The organism is Candidatus Peregrinibacteria bacterium, assembly GCA_016699755.1.
Taxonomy (GTDB): Bacteria; Patescibacteriota; Gracilibacteria; order CAIRYL01.
Map to the genome: position 1 here is coordinate 907,529 of CP065009.1, position 19,659 is coordinate 927,187.

Here is a 19,659-nt window from a genome sequence, read left to right on the forward strand (position 1 = left end):
ACCTTAAAAATTATAGACTACTTATCATCAGATTCGTCTTTTTCGTCATTATTTTCATCATTTGTATCATCTATATTGTCCTGCTCAAACATACCGTTCATACCAGAGATAAAAGTGTATCCGTCATAGTCACTGATATTTTCATTTTCATATAGCTCTCCTGCAAAACCCCTAGGGGTTGTTGCTGTTCCTAAATCTATATTAGTAACATCGAGAATGATCTGTTGAACAAAATCAGTACAATTGTTTAGTAATGTATTATACTCTTGTAGCTCATTTTGATTTTGTGCAGAATTTTCTAGTTCAGTCTGAAGCTCTGATTCATTGGTTGTGTCAATTTCTAGCCTAAAAACTGTAAATTGATCACCCTCGTTTAGTTCTATATAATTATTTCTTTGTTCTTCAGTCATATTTTGCATTCGTTCATTACCCTGATTATCCTCCCAAAATCCAAATGTTTGATCGTAATCGTCATGCGTAATACGAATCATCGAATGCCCAAAATCGCTTGCCTCACCAGTTTCATCTGTTCTAACCCAAATTTCAGTGGTTTCTCCACTCGGATCCACATACTTCAACGGATTATTCCTCACATACGCATACTTATTCAAGCTCTGCGGATCAGTGATGTCCCCGCCCCAAGGGTCAAGAGAAATGAATCTTCCGATATTGGAGTCATAGTATCTCGCTTCGTAGTAGAGGAGTTCGGTGTCTTCATCTCTTTCTTTTCCGGTATATGTATAGTCGTTGTGGAAGTCAGTTGTTGTGTCTTCTATTCTGCTGTCTCCGTAGGGGTAGTAATCAGTGATTTGAAGGATGTCTCCGTTGGTGTCGGTATCAACAGATGCTCCAGAGAGATGGTCTGAGTGGTGGAACATTAAACCCCCCTCACCCCCCTTATCAGGGGGGGATAAAAAGTCGGTTTGTGCAAGACTCCCTCCGTTTTCTATCAGTATTCCTCCAGTGTCTTCGATAGTGATGGAATTGTTATTGAGATCGACTTCTAGTATTCCAGAGCTGGCGATGGTAAGTGTTGTTCCGGCGGTGATGGTGACGTCTGCGGGGGCGGTTTCGAAGGTGGCGATGGTGCAATCTTGTGTTACTGTCCAGTTGCCGGATGTCGGAACAGAGCAGGTGGTCTGTCCTCCACCGGGGTCGTTGCCTTCTTCAAGGGTTGCCAGTTTTAGATCGCCAGAAAAGAAGTAAATCTTTTCTTCGCCGTCTTCAATATCAAAGAGGTCATTGATGTAGGTAGTGATCTTTCCGGTAGATTCGTTGGTCTTTGTAACTCTGGTTTTGGCTTCATCGTATTCATAGCTGACGGTTGTGCCGGATGTGGAGGAGCTGATAAGTCTGTCTTTGTAGTCCCAACTGTGGGTCCAGTTTCCGTCTGTTTGCAGGTTTCCGTTGTTGTCGTAGGTGAAGTTTTGGGTTCCCGCCTGGGTTACGGCATGAGGGCTGGCGTAATTATTTTGTAAATAGGTATATGCACCGACATCAGACTTATTGGTGATATTTCCGATGGAATCGTAGGCGTAGGTTCGAGTGTAATCATCATTATTAGCGGTATTGGTGATGGTGGCAGAAGTGAGACGGTCGAGATCATCATACGTGTAATTTGCAGTCTTGGCGGCATCGGTTGCTGAGGTATCTGTTACTTGGGTGATGTTGCCAGTTTTGTCGAAGGTGTAGGTGAGGTCTTGTAGGGGCACAGTGCCCTGTGCCCGTACGGTTGATTTGTGCACGAGTTTGTAGTTTTGGTTGATATCGTAGGTATTTGTTGTGGTAACACCGTTGGCATAATCGATCACAGTCGGGAGACCGATGGGGTTGTAGTCGATGTTCGTTGTGATGGAATCGGAGGCAGTATCTACTGTGCTCGTTTGCCCGGCGTTGTTGTAGCCGTAGATGACGATGGTATTTTCTGAATCGGGATAAGTGATCTGTTTTGGATTTCCCAAAAGGTCAAAATCGTATTGAGTAACATAATCGGTACTGTCTATGGTTCTGGTTTCTTGAGTGATGTTCCCGAGAACATCGTATTGGTATGATTTGGTAATATTGGGAGAAGTGATGCTAGTGAGTTTTCCGATTCCGTTTGGTGCAGTATCGTAAGTGTAGGTATTCGTGGATTGACCGGAATCTTCCGTAAGAATTCGATCCAGTTCATCATACGCAAAATCTGTTGTCTGGTTCTTGCTGTCTGAGAGTTGGGTCAGGTTTCCATTGTTGTCGTATTCATACGTCCACTGGCTAAAGGTGCTGTCGGAAGGATTGTGAAAGTCTCCTTCGGTCAGTTTTCTTCCGAGAAGGTCGTAGGTGAAGTCTTTGATATTGTTTTGGGAATCGGTGATGCGGGTGAGGTTGTTGTTTGGGTCATAGGTATAAGTGGTGGTGTAGGTTTGAGAGTTATTGTGTTCCTGTACTTGGATGAGGTTTCCCCGGCTGTCATAGGCGAAATCTTTTGGAGTGCTGTTCGGATCGGTCACGGTCTGATTCCAGCGGTCGTAACTGGTAGTGGTTGTTGCCGTATCACTTGATCCGTAAGGAACGGTAGCAGAAGTCGGACGACCTAAAGCATCATAAGTATATGTGGCTCCGGGATCATTGGCATTTATTGTGGAAAATCCGAGTCCGGTTTTAAATTGGGGGAAGAGTTCTTTTTGCACATTTCCGCGTTCATTATAAATTGTTCCGGTAACAGTATAGTTTGATCCTTCTGCCTCTGATCGGGTTTGGATGGTTCGTCCGAATCCATCGAGATATGTTTTGGAAGTGATTTCTATGGGATTACTGTTTACATCGGTGTTATTTGCATACGCCACAGTTGTCACAGAAACCGGAGAGCTGGAATAATCATAACTGGTGGCAGATGTGGTGATGAGCTCAGATGGAGCATCGGGATTGGTGATCTTGGTTTCTGCCACCCGTCCGAGAGCATCATAGATGGTTTTGCTCTTGAGTCCGTTGGGGTTGGTAATTTCTTCGGGAATACCGAAGAGCGGATGGTAGGAGTAGACGGTTGTTTGATTCTTTGCATTCGTAGTTGATTGTGGATAGAGGTTGTTGCTGTCGTAGACAATGGTTGTGTGATATCCGCGGGGATTGGTGACATCGGTGGGAAGTCCGTACGAGTTGTAAACGGTTTCGGTAGTGATGTATTTCAAAGGAGAATTGGTGGCTCTGGTTTCTGATTTGGTAGCATTTCCTTTGTTTACCTGCCCCAAAGCAAGATTGTCGTAATAGGTCTTTTGCTCTCCGATAATGGCGTTATTTTGGTCTTTTGATTCCGTTCTACTCGGAAGTGAGAGAATATGTTTTGAGGTATTTTTCGCATACTCAATGTTTGTGGTGATTTTGTCGGTTCCGGTGTCGGTGAAACTTCCATCACCATCATAGTCTCCATTGGCATCCACATCGTCATCATTTAAAGAAACCTCTCCCAAGTCGATCTGCTGAGTAAGATTTCCATTGCTGGTGTTGTATGTGGATTCGGAAGCCGAAGATCTTCCGGTCTGTTGTCCGTCAAAAGTGATGGAAACGGTTTTGGAGGCATACGGGAAAAATCGGTCATTTTCCGGGTCTTCATCTGAGAGTTGAGCTTTATCCCATTTGGTGATGCTGACAGACTGGAGTTCGTCTTGATTATTGTAGGTCTCTTGCCGCCAGATCTTTCCTTTTTTGGAGATATGGTCATCATATTCGCCCAGCTGGGAGCTCACGGAATTGTCATGTGCGAATTCTGACTGATGAAAATAGGTATTACTTATATTTCCTTCCGGATCGGTGACGATCACCTTTGCGAATCCGGCATATTCTCTTTTAAAAACATCCTGTTGGTCGAAATAATAATGACCGCCACCGTATTCATACGTGGTCGTGGCAGATATACCAGAAACCGGATCTGTATTCGTAACAGTATGAATAGTGTTTACAATAAACGGAAGGCTTGTGTTCATATACCCCTGCGCTTCCGTGCGATATGCGGTGGATGGTTTGTAGGTAAGCTCTGTAGTTCCTCCATACATTCCGGTAACAGTTTTGAGAAGATGCGGTTTGGTAATAAGCGAACCGGGAGCGTATGATTCGGTGCCATCGTAATAAGAAAATGTTGTGGGAGGAAGTGACTCGGAACCGTTTTTTACAGTGATCGATCTGATTTTATGAAACACCGTGTCGGCATCGGCATAATCCAGTTCATAACTCATCACCAACTGTTTGTTTCCGGGTCGATACGAATAAATGTTGATATCCGTAACGCGATAATTCGTCTCCAATTTAAATCCGGATACATATGTTACCGGTGCAAGACCGACATACTCTTTTACGAATTCAATTTCATAATCTCCAGAGTTGGCACCGTTTCCGGTATAACGAATCGATTCGGGATAGACCTGCCCGGAATCTTTAGAGTAGGTAAAGGTCATAAAATTTCCACTTGTATCTTCCACTTTATCCAAAAGCCATTTGTATACCCGCGAAGTGTCGTTGGGATCGGTGTGTTTTGATGCCAGATTTGAACCGAAATAATATTTCGTTCCCTGCGTGTCGGTTGCTGTCCAAGAATCAGAAGCATCATCGTACTCATATTTGGTGAAACTCCCTTCTTGCTTTGGGGAATACACATCATTTGCCGCATCCGTGACAATGAGTTCTTCATAGCTTCCAAAGAGACTCGCAGAAAAATCATCTTCCGTATACAGACGATCAACACCCTTTCCAGTGCTTCGAAAAATCGCATTTGTGGGAAGCAACCACCCGTACCCGGTGACAGAATTAAAATTCTTATCGGTGTTGGAATACGAAAGAGAGACCGATGGTTGTATTCCGTTTCTTCCTGGTGGAACCTGGATCGGATACGAGAAAGATGCCGAACCGGTAAAAAAATCAGTATTAAAATTTCCATCAAAACCCTTAAGACGTGCAAAAGAGTCAGCAGCAAGAGTCGAAGGAGGAAGAAATTCTTCTTCAGGATCTCCACTTGCCATAGCCTGAATCTCACCTCCCTCAGCCCCCAACAGTGCTTCTTCTGAAGATAATTCTTCACTTGTTGTCATTAGCTCTTCTTCTAACACAGGACCGATAAATTCTTCCAAAACCAATTCAATATTGTTAGGATTAATCTCTAAGATGCTCGTCTGCTGTAATATTTCTTCTTGAACAACCTCATCTGCCAATACGAAAGTCGGCAAAAGAAGACAGCAAAAAAGTTGTACAGAGAGAATAAAGAATTTTACTGTGGAAAGACGGAAACAAGTCATTATAACAAAAAAGAAGAATCAGCCAGCGCAGTCACCGAAGTAATGCCATTCATTATTACCCCCATAGCCATCTATATCTCTATAGATGCATTTATAATCAAGTTCAAATCGAAGACCTCCAGTATTAAGAAATACTCCAAACGTATAACTCGTTGGAGAATAAAGGGGAACATAATGTATGAGGACATCAGTAAGTCCGTCCCCGTTAATATCAGTCAAAGAGTTGTAAATCCTCCCGCTATTCCCATTTGATGCAAAGGCCATATAATAAAGAGTTTGTGCAGTCGTATCTGTCGACTTTAGGTTAGGAGATTCTGGCAAAGAAGTATAATCAAAGATACTGGTAAATGGGACGTTGGCAGAACTTGCGGTGTCTGCACAATCGCCATAATAGTTATTCACTGAGTCTCTTTTGTACACACACTTATATGCAAAATCGAAAGTAAAATCCCCTTTATTTAGGAATACCCCGTAAGTCTGATTGGTGCTAGTTAATGCATTATGGTAAGCAAAATCAGTAAGCCCATCACCATTAAAATCAGCAATGGAATTATAATTTGTTGAGTTGTAGACAGAGGAAAGGGTATCTAATGCTTGTGGCATTAAGTCGTCATCTTTGGGGGCATTTGATGTCGGCCAATTCAGATAATCATTAAATACATCCTGTAGCGGCACCATTTCACTTCGAGAGGGATCTGCACAATCGCCATAATACTTAGGATCGCTGCCGGAAGGTCTTGTGTAGACGCATTTATAAGCTAGTTCGTAGCTCAGATTTCCTTTGTTCACAAACACGCCATAATTGCTATATACACCATTACCATAATGATAAAGAAGATCAGTAAAACCATCACCATTTATATCTATTTGAGTTGTTATTGAATAGACAGAGTTATACCCTGTTTTAAGGTTGTTAAGTATCAAATAAAGAACATCCTCTTCTTTCGGAGCACCAGAAGCAGTCCAAGATTGGTAATCAGAAAAAATACTCAATGTGTTTACATCAAATCCTGCAAAGGCAGAAGGCATCCAAATATTTTCAGGTTTTGATAAGGTCACATCATTCTCATAGTAAGAAAAGTATACTGATACAGACAAAATAATGGCTGTAGCCGAGAGGAAGGTGGCAAAAAGATAAGAGGATAATTTCATTTAAAAGAAAAAAGAAGAATTTTTAAAAACTTAAGTTTACTGGCCTATTGACACGCCCCAATACAGAGATCGCCATTAGGGAGGATGTTCCCCGTGAGACGAATATTCCCCACGATATCAAGAGCTTCTTGCGGTGAAGAAGTACCGATTCCTACATTACCGATGATGTAGTGAATGGCAGAACCGACCTGTGTCCAAAATCCACCAGTTCCTCCGCCTCCACTATAGATACAAGCAACTGCCTCTGATGAAGGTTGACTTATACCCCCTTCACAATTCTGATTGTTAAGAGTCCAATATTTGATCTGCTCTTCAGAAGCGGGACATTCGGTCGGATCAAGAGTGTAGCTCCAGTCTGACTCCGTACAAGCGGGCGGGCTTCCCCCACCATCGTCTGCAGTAAGATTGAGGACCTGTACAGGCGTACTAGAAGTGGAGTTTCCAGTCCCGTCACCAAGAGAACCTTCATAGTCATCACCCCAACATTTAACAGTATCATTGTTGAGTCTCGCACAAGTGAAGCCATACCCTGTACTGATATGAGTGGCTCCGGTAATGCCGACAACAGAAACGGGAGTCTTTTGCGGAGTGGATGAAGAAGTTCCGTTTCCCAATTGCCCGCTGATATTATCTCCCCAGCATTTTATTGCCCCTCCTGTGATAATGGCACATGAATGAGTCGTATCGACATCGTAAGAGAAATTAGCAGAAATAGCAGTAGCGGTAGTGATTCCAGAAACAGAAACAGGAGATGAGCTGTTTGCTGTAGTGTTGTTTCCGAGTTGCCCCCTTGTGTTGTCTCCCCAGCACTTGACTGTTCCGTCGGAAAGGGTGGCACAGGTGTGGTAGGAGCCAGCATCAATATCAGTTGCCGTGGTAATACCAGAGACAGCAACAGGAGAATTTCTGTTGGTCGTTGTACCGTCTCCGAGTTGACCTTTGTTGTTTTTTCCCCAGCATTTTGCTGTGCCTCCGTTGAGAATTGCACAGGTATGATATTCTCCAACAGTGAGATCAATGGCATTGCTGACACTAGAGACAGATGTTGGAGAAGAACGATTTATAGTAGTTCCATCTCCGATTTGACCGAATTCATTGCTTCCCCAACACTTGATCGTTCCACCAGAAAGAAGAGCACAAGAGTGATCACTTCCTCCTGAAATTTTTGTCGCTCCGGTGATTCCACTTACTGAAACCGGTGTTATTCGGTCTGTTTCGGTTCCGTCTCCCAGTTGCCCAGACCAGTTTGCCCCCCAGCATTTTACCGCTCCTCCGCTTACGATAGCACAACCATGGTACATGTTCGCAAAAGCAGATATGGCATCACTTATTCCAGAAACCTGTACCGGAGAAAATTGGGTATTCGTATTTCCATTTCCGAGCTGCCCGCCCCAGTTTCCCCCCCAGCACTTCACCGTGCCATCACTCAATACACTGCAATTATGTTCTGCACCGGATGATACATCGAGAGCAGCATCGACTTGAGTGGCATGTGCCGATGGACTCAAGAAAAAAAGAAGTGCGAATATTGGCAAAAGGCGTTTTGTGGAGGACATGGAGGGAAAAAAATGAAAAAGTGAAAGAACAAAGGAAGGGTCTTGGGGGTTGTTTCTGGTTTTATTTTTATGATTCCTGACTTAGGCGGAGAAGTTTTTCTACTCGCAATGCCCTGGTATGTGATTTTATTTTTTGAATGACAGCATCTTTGATACAGACCACTTCCGCATGACTACTTTTGGGATGTTTTTTGGAACAAGTAGTGTATGTTTTTTCCAAAAATTGAAACTGCGCAATTTTTTTCTCCCTTCTCTTCGTGACTTCCTGCTTCTTTTTCTGGATGAGCACTTTTTTGGAAAGAAGATTTTGCTTCGCATCTTTTTTTTGCTGCCTCTTTTCTGCCTGAATCGATTTCTTTTCTTTTTTCTCTAATTCCTGAATCTTCTCTGCCCGTCTCTCTTGCGCCTCCTGCTTTTTCTGCTCTTTTATGAATATATCTGCATCAGCAGAAAAGGGAGAAAAAAAAATGAAAGAGAGTGAAATGAATAATATCACAAAAAACCCTGCTTTTATGAGCAAGGGGGAAGAAGAGGTGATACGCATAGTTTCGAGCCGTAAAAATATCCTTATCATACATAGTGCGTTTCCCGTGACAAGAAAATCATCTTTACAAATGTATAGACTTGGTGTGAAAAAAGTATTGAAATGAATTTTAAGTCGAAGCGCACCGAGAGCATCAAAAACAATATCTGGATTTACTTTTGTCTCTGTAAAGGCGTCTAAAAACCAATCGGACTGTTCTATCGAAAGAATCCTTCCAAGAAGAAAAAGTAATCCATTTTTTGAAGCGTAAATGTGGATGGATTACTGCTCAACTAAAAGATCTGAAACGATTGCAAAAAATTGAAGAAAGAAAAGAATATATCTCAGGAGAGTCATTTCTTTATCTTGGTCGGCAATATAAATTGATTGTTAAAAATGGGAAAAAAACTCTGTCCACTTTGAGAATGGAAAGATTATCTTGGAGACAAGGGAGAATGTTAATGATTCAGAAAAAAATGAAGAGCTCATAGAATCATGGTACGAGAAAAGAGCAAAACTGATATTCTTTGAACGCTATAGGCAGATGTTAAAGAAATTTGACTACGACTTTGCCCCCGAACTCGCCCTTAGGAAAATGCCAAAACGATGGGGCAGTTTTCTTTCAAAAAAGAAAGTATTACTGAATCCTGAGCTCGTAAAAGCATCTAAGGAATGCATTGATTATGTCATTACCCATGAACTTTGCCATATGAAATACCAAAACCACAGCAAGGAATACTATCGATTCTTGACCTCAAAATGTCCAAACTGGAAGAGCATCAAGGATCAGCTTGAGCTCAAGTTTTCAAAAAACTAAATATGCCCTTACTGCCCAGCCATCATGAGTGTATAGGTCTCCTCTAAATCAGAGTTTTTGAAGGATTCAAAGGGATAAAACCCAAAAAACATCCGAAATACCATCCACTATAGTGGGCTGGAATCGGGTGTCATTAGTGCACAGTCTGGCGGAGAGAGAGGGATTCGAACCCTTCTAAAAATGCGCTTCAATCCCCATAAGCATTAACAAGATTTCAAAATACAGTTTGTCCGAATTCTTACTCCTCATAGTGGACGGGTCGTGTTTTTACCCTTTTTGAATTTGATTATCCGTTGTAATTCGCTATAGTTAATATAGCGATTTATGAAAAATATGGAGGACTTGTTATTTCATCATCGGTTTCAAAATATTTCTGCTTCCATTTGGGAAAAGATTGTGCGAATAGAAAACCTCAAAGGGCAGTGGATTTCTGGAGCAAAGCTTTCTCCTCAGATATTGGGACGACTCAAAAAATCTGTGCTCGTTACTTCTACTGGGGCATCTACTCGTATTGAAGGGTCCAAGCTTTCTGATGAAGAAGTAGAAAAACTTATGAAAGGCTTATCAGTACAGAAATTTTCAGATCGGGATACTCAAGAGGTTCAGGGATATTATGAACTCCTTCATGATGTTTTCGATTCTTGGAAACACATTCATCTCACGGAAAATAATATCAAAAATCTGCATCAACAAATGCTCAAATATGCAGAAAAAGATCAACTCCATCGAGGAGAATACAAAAAGAAAGAAAACAAAGTTCATATGGTCAATGATGTTGGGGAATCCATTGGAATTCTTTTTGATACTACGGAAGCCTTTCTTACGCCCAAGCAGATGCAAGAGTTGGTGGAATGGACAAATGAGGCTTTGTCTAAAAATACTTTCCACCCTTTGCTTATTCTTGGACATTTCATTGTTGAATTTTTGCATATCCATCCTTTTGAAGATGGAAATGGTCGTATCTCACGAATTTTGACAAATCTGCTCTTGCTTCAAAATGATTTTGCATACATGCCATATGTTTCGCATGAAAAAATTATTGAAATCAATAAAGCGGAATATTATCTGGCTCTCAGAAAAACACAGAACACATTAAGAAAGAATGCAGAAGAGCAAGATATTACTCCGTGGTTAGAATTTTTTCTTTCGATGGTATTGGAGCAATCAAAACAGGCTATTGAACTTCTTTCGAGTGCGAATCTAGAAAAATTACTCACCGCTAAGCAGTTAACCGTTTGGGAATATATTCAATCGGTTGAATTTGCAAGTCCCAGAGAAATTTCTGAGAAAACTGGAATTGCTTATGCAACGGTTCGTCAGTCGCTTGAGAAATTACTAAAACTAAAAAAGATTGAACGACTGGGGCAAGGGCGAGGGACGGTGTATAAAGTTAATTCTATAATAAAATGAAAATTCCAAAATTTCATATATACGGAAAAGATAATCCACAAGTGGAATATTTAATTCAAGCCAAACTTGATTTGCGAAGTTGGGAGGATTTAACAAAGGAAGAAAAAGAAATAATACTATTACAACTTTCAAATAATGGATGGATAAAAGATTATTCAACAGAAATTTTACATGCGATTAAGGATTTGAATTATCATTTTTTAAGAGAATGCCCAAGGAAAAGACTGCATAAAACACCTCCACAAAAAGAAGATAGAAGAAGATATGACCTAGATTATGACCAAATTCGTGCGGCGACAGAAGATTTTAAAGACATATTTTTAAATAAAAAATCAGAACCCCTTATTTTTCGTATGCTTAGTAAATTTGCAGAGGGGTTTATTGATCATACGAATTATCGTTGGGCAGAAGAAGCAACCGAAGAAGAAAAAATAAACCAATATATAAAAGAAGCATTTTCTAAATTTGATAGATTAGCGAACTGTCTTAATCATATTTTTGAGCAATTTTCTATCAATGCGTTAATGACAAGGGAAGGGATCATTCCCAGACAAGACCAAAAAATAGCAGAAGATATTTATGTTCCAGTAATCCAACTCTTGAGCAATCCTGAGTGGAAAGCTGTTAATGAAGAGCTAAAAAGTTCCTTTGATAATTTCCACAATAAAAAATATGAAGATTGTATTGCATCAGCTCACAATGTAGTACAAGGATTTTTACAAATATTAATTCATGGAGAGTATGGGAAAAATGGCTCTGGGGAGTTAGCAAAACTATTTTCAGAGGCAAAAACAGAAAAAGAAAAATATTTCAGTGAGGATTTTGATTTTTTCAAAAATTTCTTTTCTGCATTTAGGGCGAATAAAAGTACATCTAAACCGAAAAAACAAAGTGCAACTTCTGATGATGCTTTATTGATGTTAAATGTAGTGATGATTTTTCTGCAACATGGACTTTCTCAAGTAGAACGAAAGAAATAGCTTTCTCATTTTAAAAAACGAAACCGGTATTACCGAAAATGAACGAAGCAGAAACCACAGCTTTTGTAATCGCCCTTATTGCCCAGCCATCATGAGTGCATGGGTCTCCTCTCGATCAATGCTCCACAAACGAATTCAAAGGTTTATACAAGGAAAAAGCCCGAAACACCATCCACCATAGTGGACTGGAATCGGGTGCCATTAGTGCACAGTCTGGCGGAGAGAGAGGGATTCGAACCCTCGATCCGGATTGCTCCAGATAACACCTTAGCAGGGTGCCGCTTTCGACCACTCAGCCATCTCTCCGTGGACCACAAGAGTATGCCAACCTTGTTTCCGAAAATCAAATTTCTCGCTAGCATTTTTTGTGACATACTTGTTTTTGGAAAATTTTATGAGAAACAAGAAGATTCTTTCATACATTCGGCTCTTCTTTGGGATCCTCTGGGCATCTGTTTTGCTCGGTGGTCTCTGTTGGATTTTTTCTTATGTTCTCAAATACGGATGGAATGAAACAAAAACGTCTCTTCAAACTCTCATTGCCTCAAAAGGCGAGAGTGCGATATTCTACTACCTACTCCTTTTTTCACTCCGAAGCTTTCTCTTCCTTCCTTCCACTGCGCTTGTCTTTTTGGCAGGTATGCTCTTTGACCCCCTCTCGGCTTTTTTCTTTGCTCTCATCGGAACTACTATCTCTCTTTCTCTTGTCTATCTGGGGGCGCAGTTTCTGGGAAAGGAATTCGTACAATCACACGAAAACGAGTGGTTTCAGCGCATTGACAAAACACTTTCACAACAAGGATTTTTTGCAACACTTATCCTCATTCTTCTCCCTCTTCTCCCCGCAGATTCCATTGCTATTGTGGCAGGAGTTACTCAGATTTCATTTCTCGACTTTTTTCTTGGCATTCTTATAGGTTCCGCGGCAACCGTTGCACCATTTGTGCTCCTCGGAAATTCCCTGACGCATATAGTCAGTCTTAGTATTGCTATTTTGTCATTTCTGTTTGCCATTATCATCACTCTGTGGGCATGGAACCATCCACATTTTCGAAGTTTGTTTCAAAAAAAATGAAAGTTGCTATTATCCACGAACTTTTAGTGAAACTAGGAGGCGCCGAACGAGTCGCAAAAGTACTTATGGAAATGTTTCCAGAAGCCCCAATATTTACACTTCTCTACAACGAAAAAACATGCGGATCAGTGTTTCCAAAAAAAAGAGTTCGAGTCGCTCCATGGCTCCAAAAAGCATATCGCATGGGTATTCCTCGACGTGCACTTATTTCGTGGATGAACACAGCAGTTGAAAATTTCAATCTCACGGAATACGATCTCGTTATTTCATCGAGTTCGGCATTTGCTCATGGTGTTCTCACTCTGGCAGGCACAAAGCATATTTGCTATTGTCACTCCCCTGCTCGATATTTGTGGGATCAGACTTTTTCCGTACAGGAACAACAAGCACATCGAGGAGCGCTTTCTGGAGCAAAATCTTTCCTTCTTCCTCGTATTTTTCACACCCTGCGCCAATGGGATGCGGTGGCGGCAGGTCGTCCAGATATTCTTCTCGCTAACTCCAAAACGGTTCAACAACGTATTTCTAAATATTGGAGAAAACCTTCTCAGGTTCTCTTCCCTCCTGTGCGCGTTCGTGAGTTTTCTGCACAAAAAGAACACGGAGAATATTTTCTTATTGTTTCTGCACTCTCTCCATTCAAAAATATTGATCTCGCGGTGCGAGTGTTTTCACGACTTCCAAAACACAAACTCGTCATTATTGGTGATGGAGTCGAGCGAAAACGCCTCGAAGCACTCTCTGGAGAAAACGTGGAATTTCTCGGAAGAAAATCGGATGGCGTGGTAAAAGAGTATCTTCAAAATTGTCGTGCGCTTCTTTTTCCCGGAGAAGATGATTTTGGAATTGTTCCAGTAGAAGCTATGGCATGCGGAAAACCTGTTATTGCACTTGCACGTGGCGGTGCCACGGAAACAGTGCTCGCAGAACAAACCGGTATTTTTTTTGATGAACCAGTAGAATATGCCCTAGAACATGCGCTTATTCGATTTTTTCAGCACGAACCACATTTTGACACGCATAGCATTCGAAAACATGCGCTTTTATTTTCGGAAGAGAGTTTTCGAGAGGGAATTTTAAAGAACATACACCATCCTTCCTAATCCTTTATCAAACAAAACTTATTGCCTTTCAAACAAAAAGATTCGATACTTTTCCATGATTTTTTATTCCTCAAAAATGACTGATGCTCTTGTCTATACTCTTGCCAAAAATCTCCGAGAATTCTTTCGAAAATCGGGAAAAATAAAAGCAGTTGTTGGTATTTCCGGCGGAGTCGATTCGGCAGTAACCGCCGCCATTGGTTCTTTAGCACTTGGAAAAGAGAATATTTTTGCGCTTCGAATGCCACACCACCATTTTTCTTCTTCAGAAAATCTAGAAGATGCTCGTAAGGTATGCGAAACATTGCAACTTGAGTGTCAGGAAATTGATATTGCACCATTTTGCGAACAATTTTTCGATCTCAATTTTGCCACCAAAGTGATGACACGAGGAAATATTATGGCGCGTGTACGTATGACTCTTCTCTATGCGGCGGCAAATGAACAAGATGCACTCGTTCTCGGAACGGGAAACAAGACAGAAATTCTCACGGGATTTTTTACAAAACACGGAGATGGAGCAGTGGATATAGAGGTAATTGGTGAATGCTGGAAAACAGAAGTCTTTCAGATGGCAAAAACACTCGACCTTCCAGAACAAGTATTTACAAAACCTCCTACAGCAGAGCTCTTTCATGGACATACAGACGAGGCAGAGCTTGGTATTTCCTATAGCGAACTCGATGCAATTCTCCAAAAAATGGAAGGAATCACCTCATTTACGCCACAATCTCCACAGGAAGAGCTCGTAATGAATATTACTAAAAGAACAGAACATAAGCGTGGAGGAACTCCCACTCTCTCCCGAAGAGTATAAGAGGATTACACCTCTACAATACTCTTTCTCCGTGCCAGCAAAAATGTAGCACCAAAGAAGAGAGAGAAGAGTCCCAACGCAAAGGTAACCATATTTGACATTCCGGTTTTAGGCGATAATGTTTCTGATGAAGCAAGAACTACAGGAATAGTGGTTTTCGCTACTTCAGAAGAGGAAGTTTCGTTCTGAATATTATCCCACTCCTGAAGAGGAGTATTTTTTTCTGCTTTTTTTGAAGATGAGGAATCTTTTGGCATTACGGCAGGACCAATAAAAAGATTTTCATCGGGACGAATATCAATAAGAAGCGTATCTTTTTGAAAATCAGCAGCAGAAATAGCATCGGATACCGCTTGAACGTTCACAAAAGCATTTTTTGAAGAATCTTGAAAATCTTCCTGAGCATCTTGAAACGAAAACATCCCCGATTTTTCTGAGAGCAACACACGAAAACGAACACTTGTTCGATTATCATATATGTCTCTGTCGGGGGTAGGAGAAGTAAGACTCACATAGCTCGTCGCAAACCCTGGTCGTGCACCCACAGAAACACGAGCAGCATATTGAATATTCTTGTCTATTCCTGGTTCAACATCTCCAAGTTGACACGTTATTTTTTTCCCCGTATCAGTACAATTTTTTGGAATACGAAATTCATAAAAATCAGTTGTGCCTCCATAATAGTCTTCGAGAAGAACATTTTTGGCGGTTTCTGAGCCATTGTTTCGATACGTCACCAAATACTCCACATACTCTCCTTGGTGAATACCTTCTTCGGCAAGAGTGTTCGCTATTATTTTTTGAACATAGAGATCGGCATCAGCAAGAGCAACAGAAAATGGTGCTCCAAAAAGAATAAAAAGAAAGACAATTTTTAAAAGATACCCGTGAAGAGAAAACATGGCAGGAGAAAAAAATCAAAAAGCGAGAGATTCTGTCATTTCAGCTTCAGATGGAGATGCAAGAAGAAAGACTTCTGCTGAAAGCGCATCAGGCTTGGAAACGAGAGAATCATAATAGAGAGAGAAAAAGACTTCTTCTCCGGGGGCAACATCGAGTTCGTAAAACAACACCGCGTTGCCTATTGGCAAAAAATGACCATTCGCACTAGAACTGAGAAGAGAGATTTTCTCCGAAGGAATCGGGAAAAAAGCGATAAAATCTCGAGAAGAAAAAAAATCATCATTGCGTATCATCAGGTGAATAAATCCCACTTTTCCCTTCATTTGTGAGGAAGGAAGAATCTCCACCGGAATTTTTTGGGAAAAAACGATACTATGCGGAAATACAATTTCTTGCTCCCAAAAATTATTCTGCTCATTTCGATCTTCTTGCATAGAAGACACTCCTACTTGGGAAAACATTTTATATCCCCCATCTTTTGCTTCGCTCATGGGGAAGAGGAATACTGAATAAGAGAATGAGAGAGTCTTTCCAGCAGGAAGGAAGAGGGAAGAACAAGTGATTTTTTGACGAGCAAAAAGACACGACTTGGGAATATCTCCAGAAGCCTTTATAATTCCTCCTTGATAATAATCTTTCACCACAACAGAAGTTGCTACCGCTGGGCCATTATTTGTTACCGAAACAGTCACATCTGCCACCCCTGGTTTTTCCTCAGAAAACAGAAGTGTTTTTGCTACGCTAAGATCAGAAGAAAGCCGGTATTCTTTGTCTGAATCCGCACTTGAAAGAATTCGCTGACCCACCAAATAAAAAACAGGACTTGAGGAAGAAGTATTCTCTACAGAAAAAGTTTCAAAGAGAGCATGAGAATCATTTTGGAAATCAGAATTAGGAGAAAGTGCATCTGATGGCATAAGCGAGTCGACATCAAAAAAATCCTCTTCATCAGCAAACGCCAAAAAAACACTCCCAAAAACTGATGCCAAAAAAACAGAGCCAACAAGGAGGAGTTGAAAAACTTTTTGTAAGAAATACATTGATTCTTTCAAAAAACATTATAAAGGATATAATTTTTATAACTTTTTACTTTTATTGTCAAATAATAATTGTGTTTTAAGAGAAAAATTGGTATAATTAAATGTGTTTTCTCTCCAAAAAATATAATGAAACTCTCTCCCGGAATTGTTACTGGCAAAGACTATAAAGCACTTGTTTCCTCTGCGAAAGCGGGAGGATACACCATCCCTGCAGTAAATGTTGTGAGCTCTTCTGGCATCAACGCAGTGCTCGAAGCGGCGGCAAAAAACAAATCGGATGTCATTATTCAAATCAGTAATGGCGGAGCCCAATTTTATGCCGGAAAAGGACTCACGGATAGCTTTCGGGCAAAAGTACTTGGTGCTATTTCGGCGGCGCGACACGCACATACGGTTGCCAAGGAATATGGAATATGTGTTGCCATGCACACCGATCATGCGAATAAAAGCCTTATTCCTTGGGTAGAGGCGCTTATTGATGCCAGCGAAGAAGAGTTTCAAAAAACAGGAAAACCACTTTTTTCCTCACACATGCTTGATCTTTCAGAAGAGACTCTTGAAGACAATCTCTCGGAAAGTGCGAGAATTTTACAACGCCTTACACCAATGGGGATGAGTCTTGAAATAGAACTTGGACTCACAGGAGGAGAAGAGGATGGTCTTGGATCGGAACTCACAAATGACGATGTAGGGAATCCAAAACTCTATACTCAACCACAAGATGTTTTACGAGCGTACGAACTCCTTTCTCCGATCGGACATTTTTCTGTGGCGGCTTCTTTTGGAAATGTTCATGGAGTCTATAAACTCGGAAACGTAAAACTTCGTCCGGAGATTTTGAAAAATTCGCAAGATCTCGTTATGTCTGTGAAAAATACAGGAGAAAAACCACTCAATCTTGTCTTTCACGGTGGATCGGGGTCGGAGGAAGAAAAAATTCGAGAGGCGGTTGGATATGGAGTATTTAAAATGAACATTGATACCGATATGCAATTTGCGTATTCCCACGAAATTGGAAAGTACGTCAAAGAACATTCAAAAGCCTTTGACTTTCAAATTGATCCAGATGATGGCACTCCGTACAAGAAACAATATGATCCTCGTGCATACCTCCGAAAGGGAGAAGAGGGAATTATACAACGACTTTCTGAGAGCTTTTCCATTCTTGGATCGCGAGAAAAAAGCCTTGCACAGGCACCTTCTGAAATTGCTTGAGGATAATGTTCTAAGAAATCATTTTTCAATTTCCTGTTTTCTTGTCAGGAGGAAAAAAAAATCTCATACTAGTGATGCTTTCTTTATCCTTTTTTTCATGTCTGCCGTTCATTTTACCGATGATAGCTTTCAGGCTGAAGTGCTTCAATCTGATATTCCGGTGCTTGTTGATTTCTGGGCAAGCTGGTGCGGACCGTGCCAAATGATGGGACCGGTGATCGATGCTCTTTCTGGCGATTTTGCCGGAAAAGTAAAGGTGGGGAAACTCAACGTTGATGAAAATCCAAAAACTGCTCAAGAGTATGGTATTATGAGCATTCCTGCATTTAAGGTTTTTCAAAACGGAGAAGTTATCGGAGAAATTGTAGGAGCCATGCCAAAAGATGCATTCGTCGAAAAATTGAACGCTATTGTTGGGTAAGCAAATGTTCTTACCTTTTTATAATTTTGTTGAAATTGTCACACGCGCGATAATGAATCGGAAAAACACTCCTCAACGGCAGAATATATGCATGTGCTCATGCTACAAGATCCGATGTATTTCGGGGAGGCGTTTTTAGTATTCTAATTCTCTCGACAAAAAACGACCCCCTCCCAGAAATTTCGGAGGGGGTTTTTCTTTTAGGATAAATATGCATTTTCCTTCTCAACACAGGCTCCCCAATATACTCGTTGTCGACAACTATGCCCCAAATCATCCAGACTACGAACGTATTGCCAAAACAACGGGGTATCTCTTTCGAAAGAAAATTCAAAAACGCATACGATCACTTTGTCACCTTCTTTTTTTTGGAGAAGTGCATATTCTTTTTCAAAAAGCAGAATGTTTGCCAAAAACAGAACTTTTGCAGTATCTCTTTTCGCCAAAATGGGATCTGATCATTGTAACGGGCTCCCCGTTTAATGCCCATGACGAACATGAATGGATTACAAATCAAATTTTTGCCTATCAAAAGGTTCTTGAAGGTGTAATTTATGCCCCGCTTCTTGGTATTTGTTTTGGACACCAGCTCATAGCGCTTTCAGGAGGAGGAAAAATTGGTTCAACACAACAGTACTACCATGGAGACACCTCCCTGCTCCTCATGAATGGAGAATCTCTTCCCATCTTCCGATCACACCGATACTATGTTTCTCATATCCCCGAAACAGCACACATCCTTGCGACAAGTGAGGATGTTATTGAGAATAAAAAACTCCCGTATGCACTTTCGTATTCCACGACAAACAAGAGCTGTATTATTACTCTTCAACCACACCCAGAGCATCCTCCTCACAGTAAAAACAAAGAGCTCATTTCGCTCCTTCGAAGATGGCTGTGTGTGAGAACAATTTCTTAAGAGGATCAAAAAACCCTTGCTTTCTTCAGGACAAGACCTACAGTAACACAGGTGACAGAATTACGAACGACAACGTTGGCGAAAGCATTTTTACATGCCATTGATAGGAAAAATGCAAAAGAAACCCCTTGGGAGAAAGAGGGAAACGAAAGTCAATGGAGCAAAATATACCGCAAAAAAGCGTTTCGATTTCTTCCTTTCCTTCGGTACTGTCCTGGTATTCGAGGTGTTTTGGTCTGCAACTCGGTTGCATTTGGTACTGCGGAAAAATCATCAGATATTGATTTGCTCATTATTACTGCTCCAAAAAAACTATGGACGGCACGCGTTTTTTCTACGGTAATCCTCCATATTTTAGGGGTTCGGCGACATGGAAAAAAGATTGCAGGGCGTTTTTGTCTTTCGTTTTTTGTGACGGAAAATGCACTCAATTTCTCACACATTGCACTTCCAAATGGCGATCCGTA

Annotated in this window: 16 protein-coding genes and 1 tRNA gene; 11 read left to right on the plus strand and 6 right to left on the minus strand. The window is 41.1% G+C overall.

Going from position 1 to position 19,659, the window contains the following annotated elements; genetic code table 11:
* Positions 1-17: 17 nt before the first annotated feature.
* From IPN35_04050 to IPN35_04060, 3 genes are read right to left on the minus strand one after another with little or no spacing between them, the layout of a single operon-like run.
* Complete coding sequence (locus IPN35_04050) at positions 18-5,261, minus strand: hypothetical protein (protein ID QQS58750.1); 5,244 nt, start codon at positions 5,259-5,261, stop codon at positions 18-20.
* A gap of 18 nt (positions 5,262-5,279) precedes the next feature.
* Positions 5,280-6,413 (minus strand): hypothetical protein, encoded by a 1,134-nt coding sequence (locus IPN35_04055; protein QQS58751.1) that lies wholly within the window; start codon positions 6,411-6,413, stop codon positions 5,280-5,282.
* Between the two features lie 44 nt (positions 6,414-6,457).
* Complete coding sequence (locus IPN35_04060) at positions 6,458-7,969, minus strand: hypothetical protein (GenBank protein QQS58752.1); 1,512 nt, start codon at positions 7,967-7,969, stop codon at positions 6,458-6,460.
* A gap of 428 nt (positions 7,970-8,397) precedes the next feature.
* On the opposite strand from IPN35_04060, the gene IPN35_04065 reads away from it, so the two are divergent.
* The 5 genes from IPN35_04065 to IPN35_04085 all read left to right on the plus strand — a co-directional run bounded on the left by IPN35_04065 (position 8,398) and on the right by IPN35_04085 (position 11,699).
* On the plus strand, positions 8,398-8,619 hold the full coding sequence (locus IPN35_04065; protein QQS58753.1) for a hypothetical protein: 222 nt from the start codon (positions 8,398-8,400) through the stop codon (positions 8,617-8,619).
* Positions 8,620-8,743: 124 nt separating this feature from the next.
* Entirely contained in the window at positions 8,744-8,983 is a 240-nt protein-coding gene (locus IPN35_04070) for a DUF45 domain-containing protein (GenBank protein QQS59935.1), read from the plus strand.
* Positions 8,932-9,309, plus strand: a complete 378-nt coding sequence (locus tag IPN35_04075; GenBank protein QQS58754.1) for a DUF45 domain-containing protein — start codon at positions 8,932-8,934, stop codon at positions 9,307-9,309. Before IPN35_04070 ends, IPN35_04075 begins: the two co-directional genes overlap by 52 nt.
* A 324-nt stretch (positions 9,310-9,633) precedes the next feature.
* Positions 9,634-10,719, plus strand: coding sequence for a Fic family protein (locus IPN35_04080; protein QQS58755.1), 1,086 nt, complete (start codon positions 9,634-9,636; stop codon positions 10,717-10,719).
* Positions 10,716-11,699, plus strand: a complete 984-nt coding sequence (locus tag IPN35_04085) for a hypothetical protein (GenBank protein QQS58756.1) — start codon at positions 10,716-10,718, stop codon at positions 11,697-11,699. The genes IPN35_04080 and IPN35_04085 overlap by 4 nt, the downstream gene beginning before the upstream one ends.
* Before the next feature lie 214 nt (positions 11,700-11,913).
* Here IPN35_04085 and IPN35_04090 read toward each other — a convergent pair.
* Positions 11,914-12,005: transfer RNA gene (locus tag IPN35_04090), tRNA-Ser, on the minus strand.
* A gap of 88 nt (positions 12,006-12,093) precedes the next feature.
* On the opposite strand from IPN35_04090, the gene IPN35_04095 reads away from it, so the two are divergent.
* Genes IPN35_04095 through IPN35_04105 form a run of 3 tightly spaced genes read left to right on the plus strand, consistent with a single transcriptional unit; the run spans position 12,094 to position 14,694 of the window.
* The gene (locus IPN35_04095; protein QQS58757.1) at positions 12,094-12,774 is read left to right on the plus strand and encodes a TVP38/TMEM64 family protein; all 681 of its coding nucleotides are present in this window, start codon (positions 12,094-12,096) and stop codon (positions 12,772-12,774) included.
* Positions 12,771-13,877 (plus strand): glycosyltransferase, encoded by a 1,107-nt coding sequence (locus tag IPN35_04100; protein QQS58758.1) that lies wholly within the window; start codon positions 12,771-12,773, stop codon positions 13,875-13,877. The genes IPN35_04095 and IPN35_04100 overlap by 4 nt, the downstream gene beginning before the upstream one ends.
* Positions 13,878-13,932: 55 nt before the next feature.
* On the plus strand, positions 13,933-14,694 hold the full coding sequence (locus IPN35_04105; protein ID QQS58759.1) for an NAD+ synthase: 762 nt from the start codon (positions 13,933-13,935) through the stop codon (positions 14,692-14,694).
* Between the two features lie 5 nt (positions 14,695-14,699).
* On the opposite strand, the gene IPN35_04110 is transcribed toward IPN35_04105, so the two are convergent.
* A complete protein-coding gene (locus IPN35_04110; protein ID QQS58760.1) occupies positions 14,700-15,596 on the minus strand; it encodes a DUF11 domain-containing protein in 897 nt (298 codons plus the stop codon).
* Between the two features lie 15 nt (positions 15,597-15,611).
* A complete protein-coding gene (locus IPN35_04115; protein ID QQS58761.1) occupies positions 15,612-16,637 on the minus strand; it encodes a DUF11 domain-containing protein in 1,026 nt (341 codons plus the stop codon).
* A 126-nt stretch (positions 16,638-16,763) separates the two neighbouring features.
* Between IPN35_04115 and fbaA the strand changes: the two genes are divergently transcribed.
* The 3 genes from fbaA to IPN35_04130 all read left to right on the plus strand — a co-directional run bounded on the left by fbaA (position 16,764) and on the right by IPN35_04130 (position 19,192).
* Positions 16,764-17,852 (plus strand): class II fructose-bisphosphate aldolase, encoded by a 1,089-nt coding sequence (fbaA, locus tag IPN35_04120; GenBank protein ID QQS58762.1) that lies wholly within the window; start codon positions 16,764-16,766, stop codon positions 17,850-17,852.
* A gap of 97 nt (positions 17,853-17,949) precedes the next feature.
* Entirely contained in the window at positions 17,950-18,273 is a 324-nt protein-coding gene (trxA, locus tag IPN35_04125) for a thioredoxin (GenBank protein ID QQS58763.1), read from the plus strand.
* A 211-nt stretch (positions 18,274-18,484) separates the two neighbouring features.
* Positions 18,485-19,192, plus strand: coding sequence for a hypothetical protein (locus tag IPN35_04130; protein QQS58764.1), 708 nt, complete (start codon positions 18,485-18,487; stop codon positions 19,190-19,192).
* The last annotated feature ends 467 nt before the right edge of the window (positions 19,193-19,659 follow it).

What these genes read in the sequence shown, in the direction of transcription:
- IPN35_04115 (QQS58761.1), bottom strand. Translation starts at nt 16,637, where the DNA reads ATGTATTTCTTACAAAAAGTTTTTCAACTCCTCCTTGTTGGCTCTGTT.
- fbaA (QQS58762.1), top strand. Translation starts at nt 16,764, where the DNA reads ATGAAACTCTCTCCCGGAATTGTTACTGGCAAAGACTATAAAGCACTT.
- IPN35_04130 (QQS58764.1), top strand. Translation starts at nt 18,485, where the DNA reads ATGCATTTTCCTTCTCAACACAGGCTCCCCAATATACTCGTTGTCGAC.
- IPN35_04065 (QQS58753.1), top strand. Translation starts at nt 8,398, where the DNA reads ATGAATATATCTGCATCAGCAGAAAAGGGAGAAAAAAAAATGAAAGAG.
- IPN35_04110 (QQS58760.1), bottom strand. Translation starts at nt 15,596, where the DNA reads ATGTTTTCTCTTCACGGGTATCTTTTAAAAATTGTCTTTCTTTTTATT.
- IPN35_04085 (QQS58756.1), top strand. Translation starts at nt 10,716, where the DNA reads ATGAAAATTCCAAAATTTCATATATACGGAAAAGATAATCCACAAGTG.
- IPN35_04105 (QQS58759.1), top strand. Translation starts at nt 13,933, where the DNA reads ATGATTTTTTATTCCTCAAAAATGACTGATGCTCTTGTCTATACTCTT.
- IPN35_04080 (QQS58755.1), top strand. Translation starts at nt 9,634, where the DNA reads ATGAAAAATATGGAGGACTTGTTATTTCATCATCGGTTTCAAAATATT.
- IPN35_04055 (QQS58751.1), bottom strand. Translation starts at nt 6,413, where the DNA reads ATGAAATTATCCTCTTATCTTTTTGCCACCTTCCTCTCGGCTACAGCC.
- IPN35_04060 (QQS58752.1), bottom strand. Translation starts at nt 7,969, where the DNA reads ATGTCCTCCACAAAACGCCTTTTGCCAATATTCGCACTTCTTTTTTTC.
- IPN35_04095 (QQS58757.1), top strand. Translation starts at nt 12,094, where the DNA reads ATGAGAAACAAGAAGATTCTTTCATACATTCGGCTCTTCTTTGGGATC.
- IPN35_04050 (QQS58750.1), bottom strand. Translation starts at nt 5,261, where the DNA reads ATGACTTGTTTCCGTCTTTCCACAGTAAAATTCTTTATTCTCTCTGTA.
- IPN35_04100 (QQS58758.1), top strand. Translation starts at nt 12,771, where the DNA reads ATGAAAGTTGCTATTATCCACGAACTTTTAGTGAAACTAGGAGGCGCC.
- trxA (QQS58763.1), top strand. Translation starts at nt 17,950, where the DNA reads ATGTCTGCCGTTCATTTTACCGATGATAGCTTTCAGGCTGAAGTGCTT.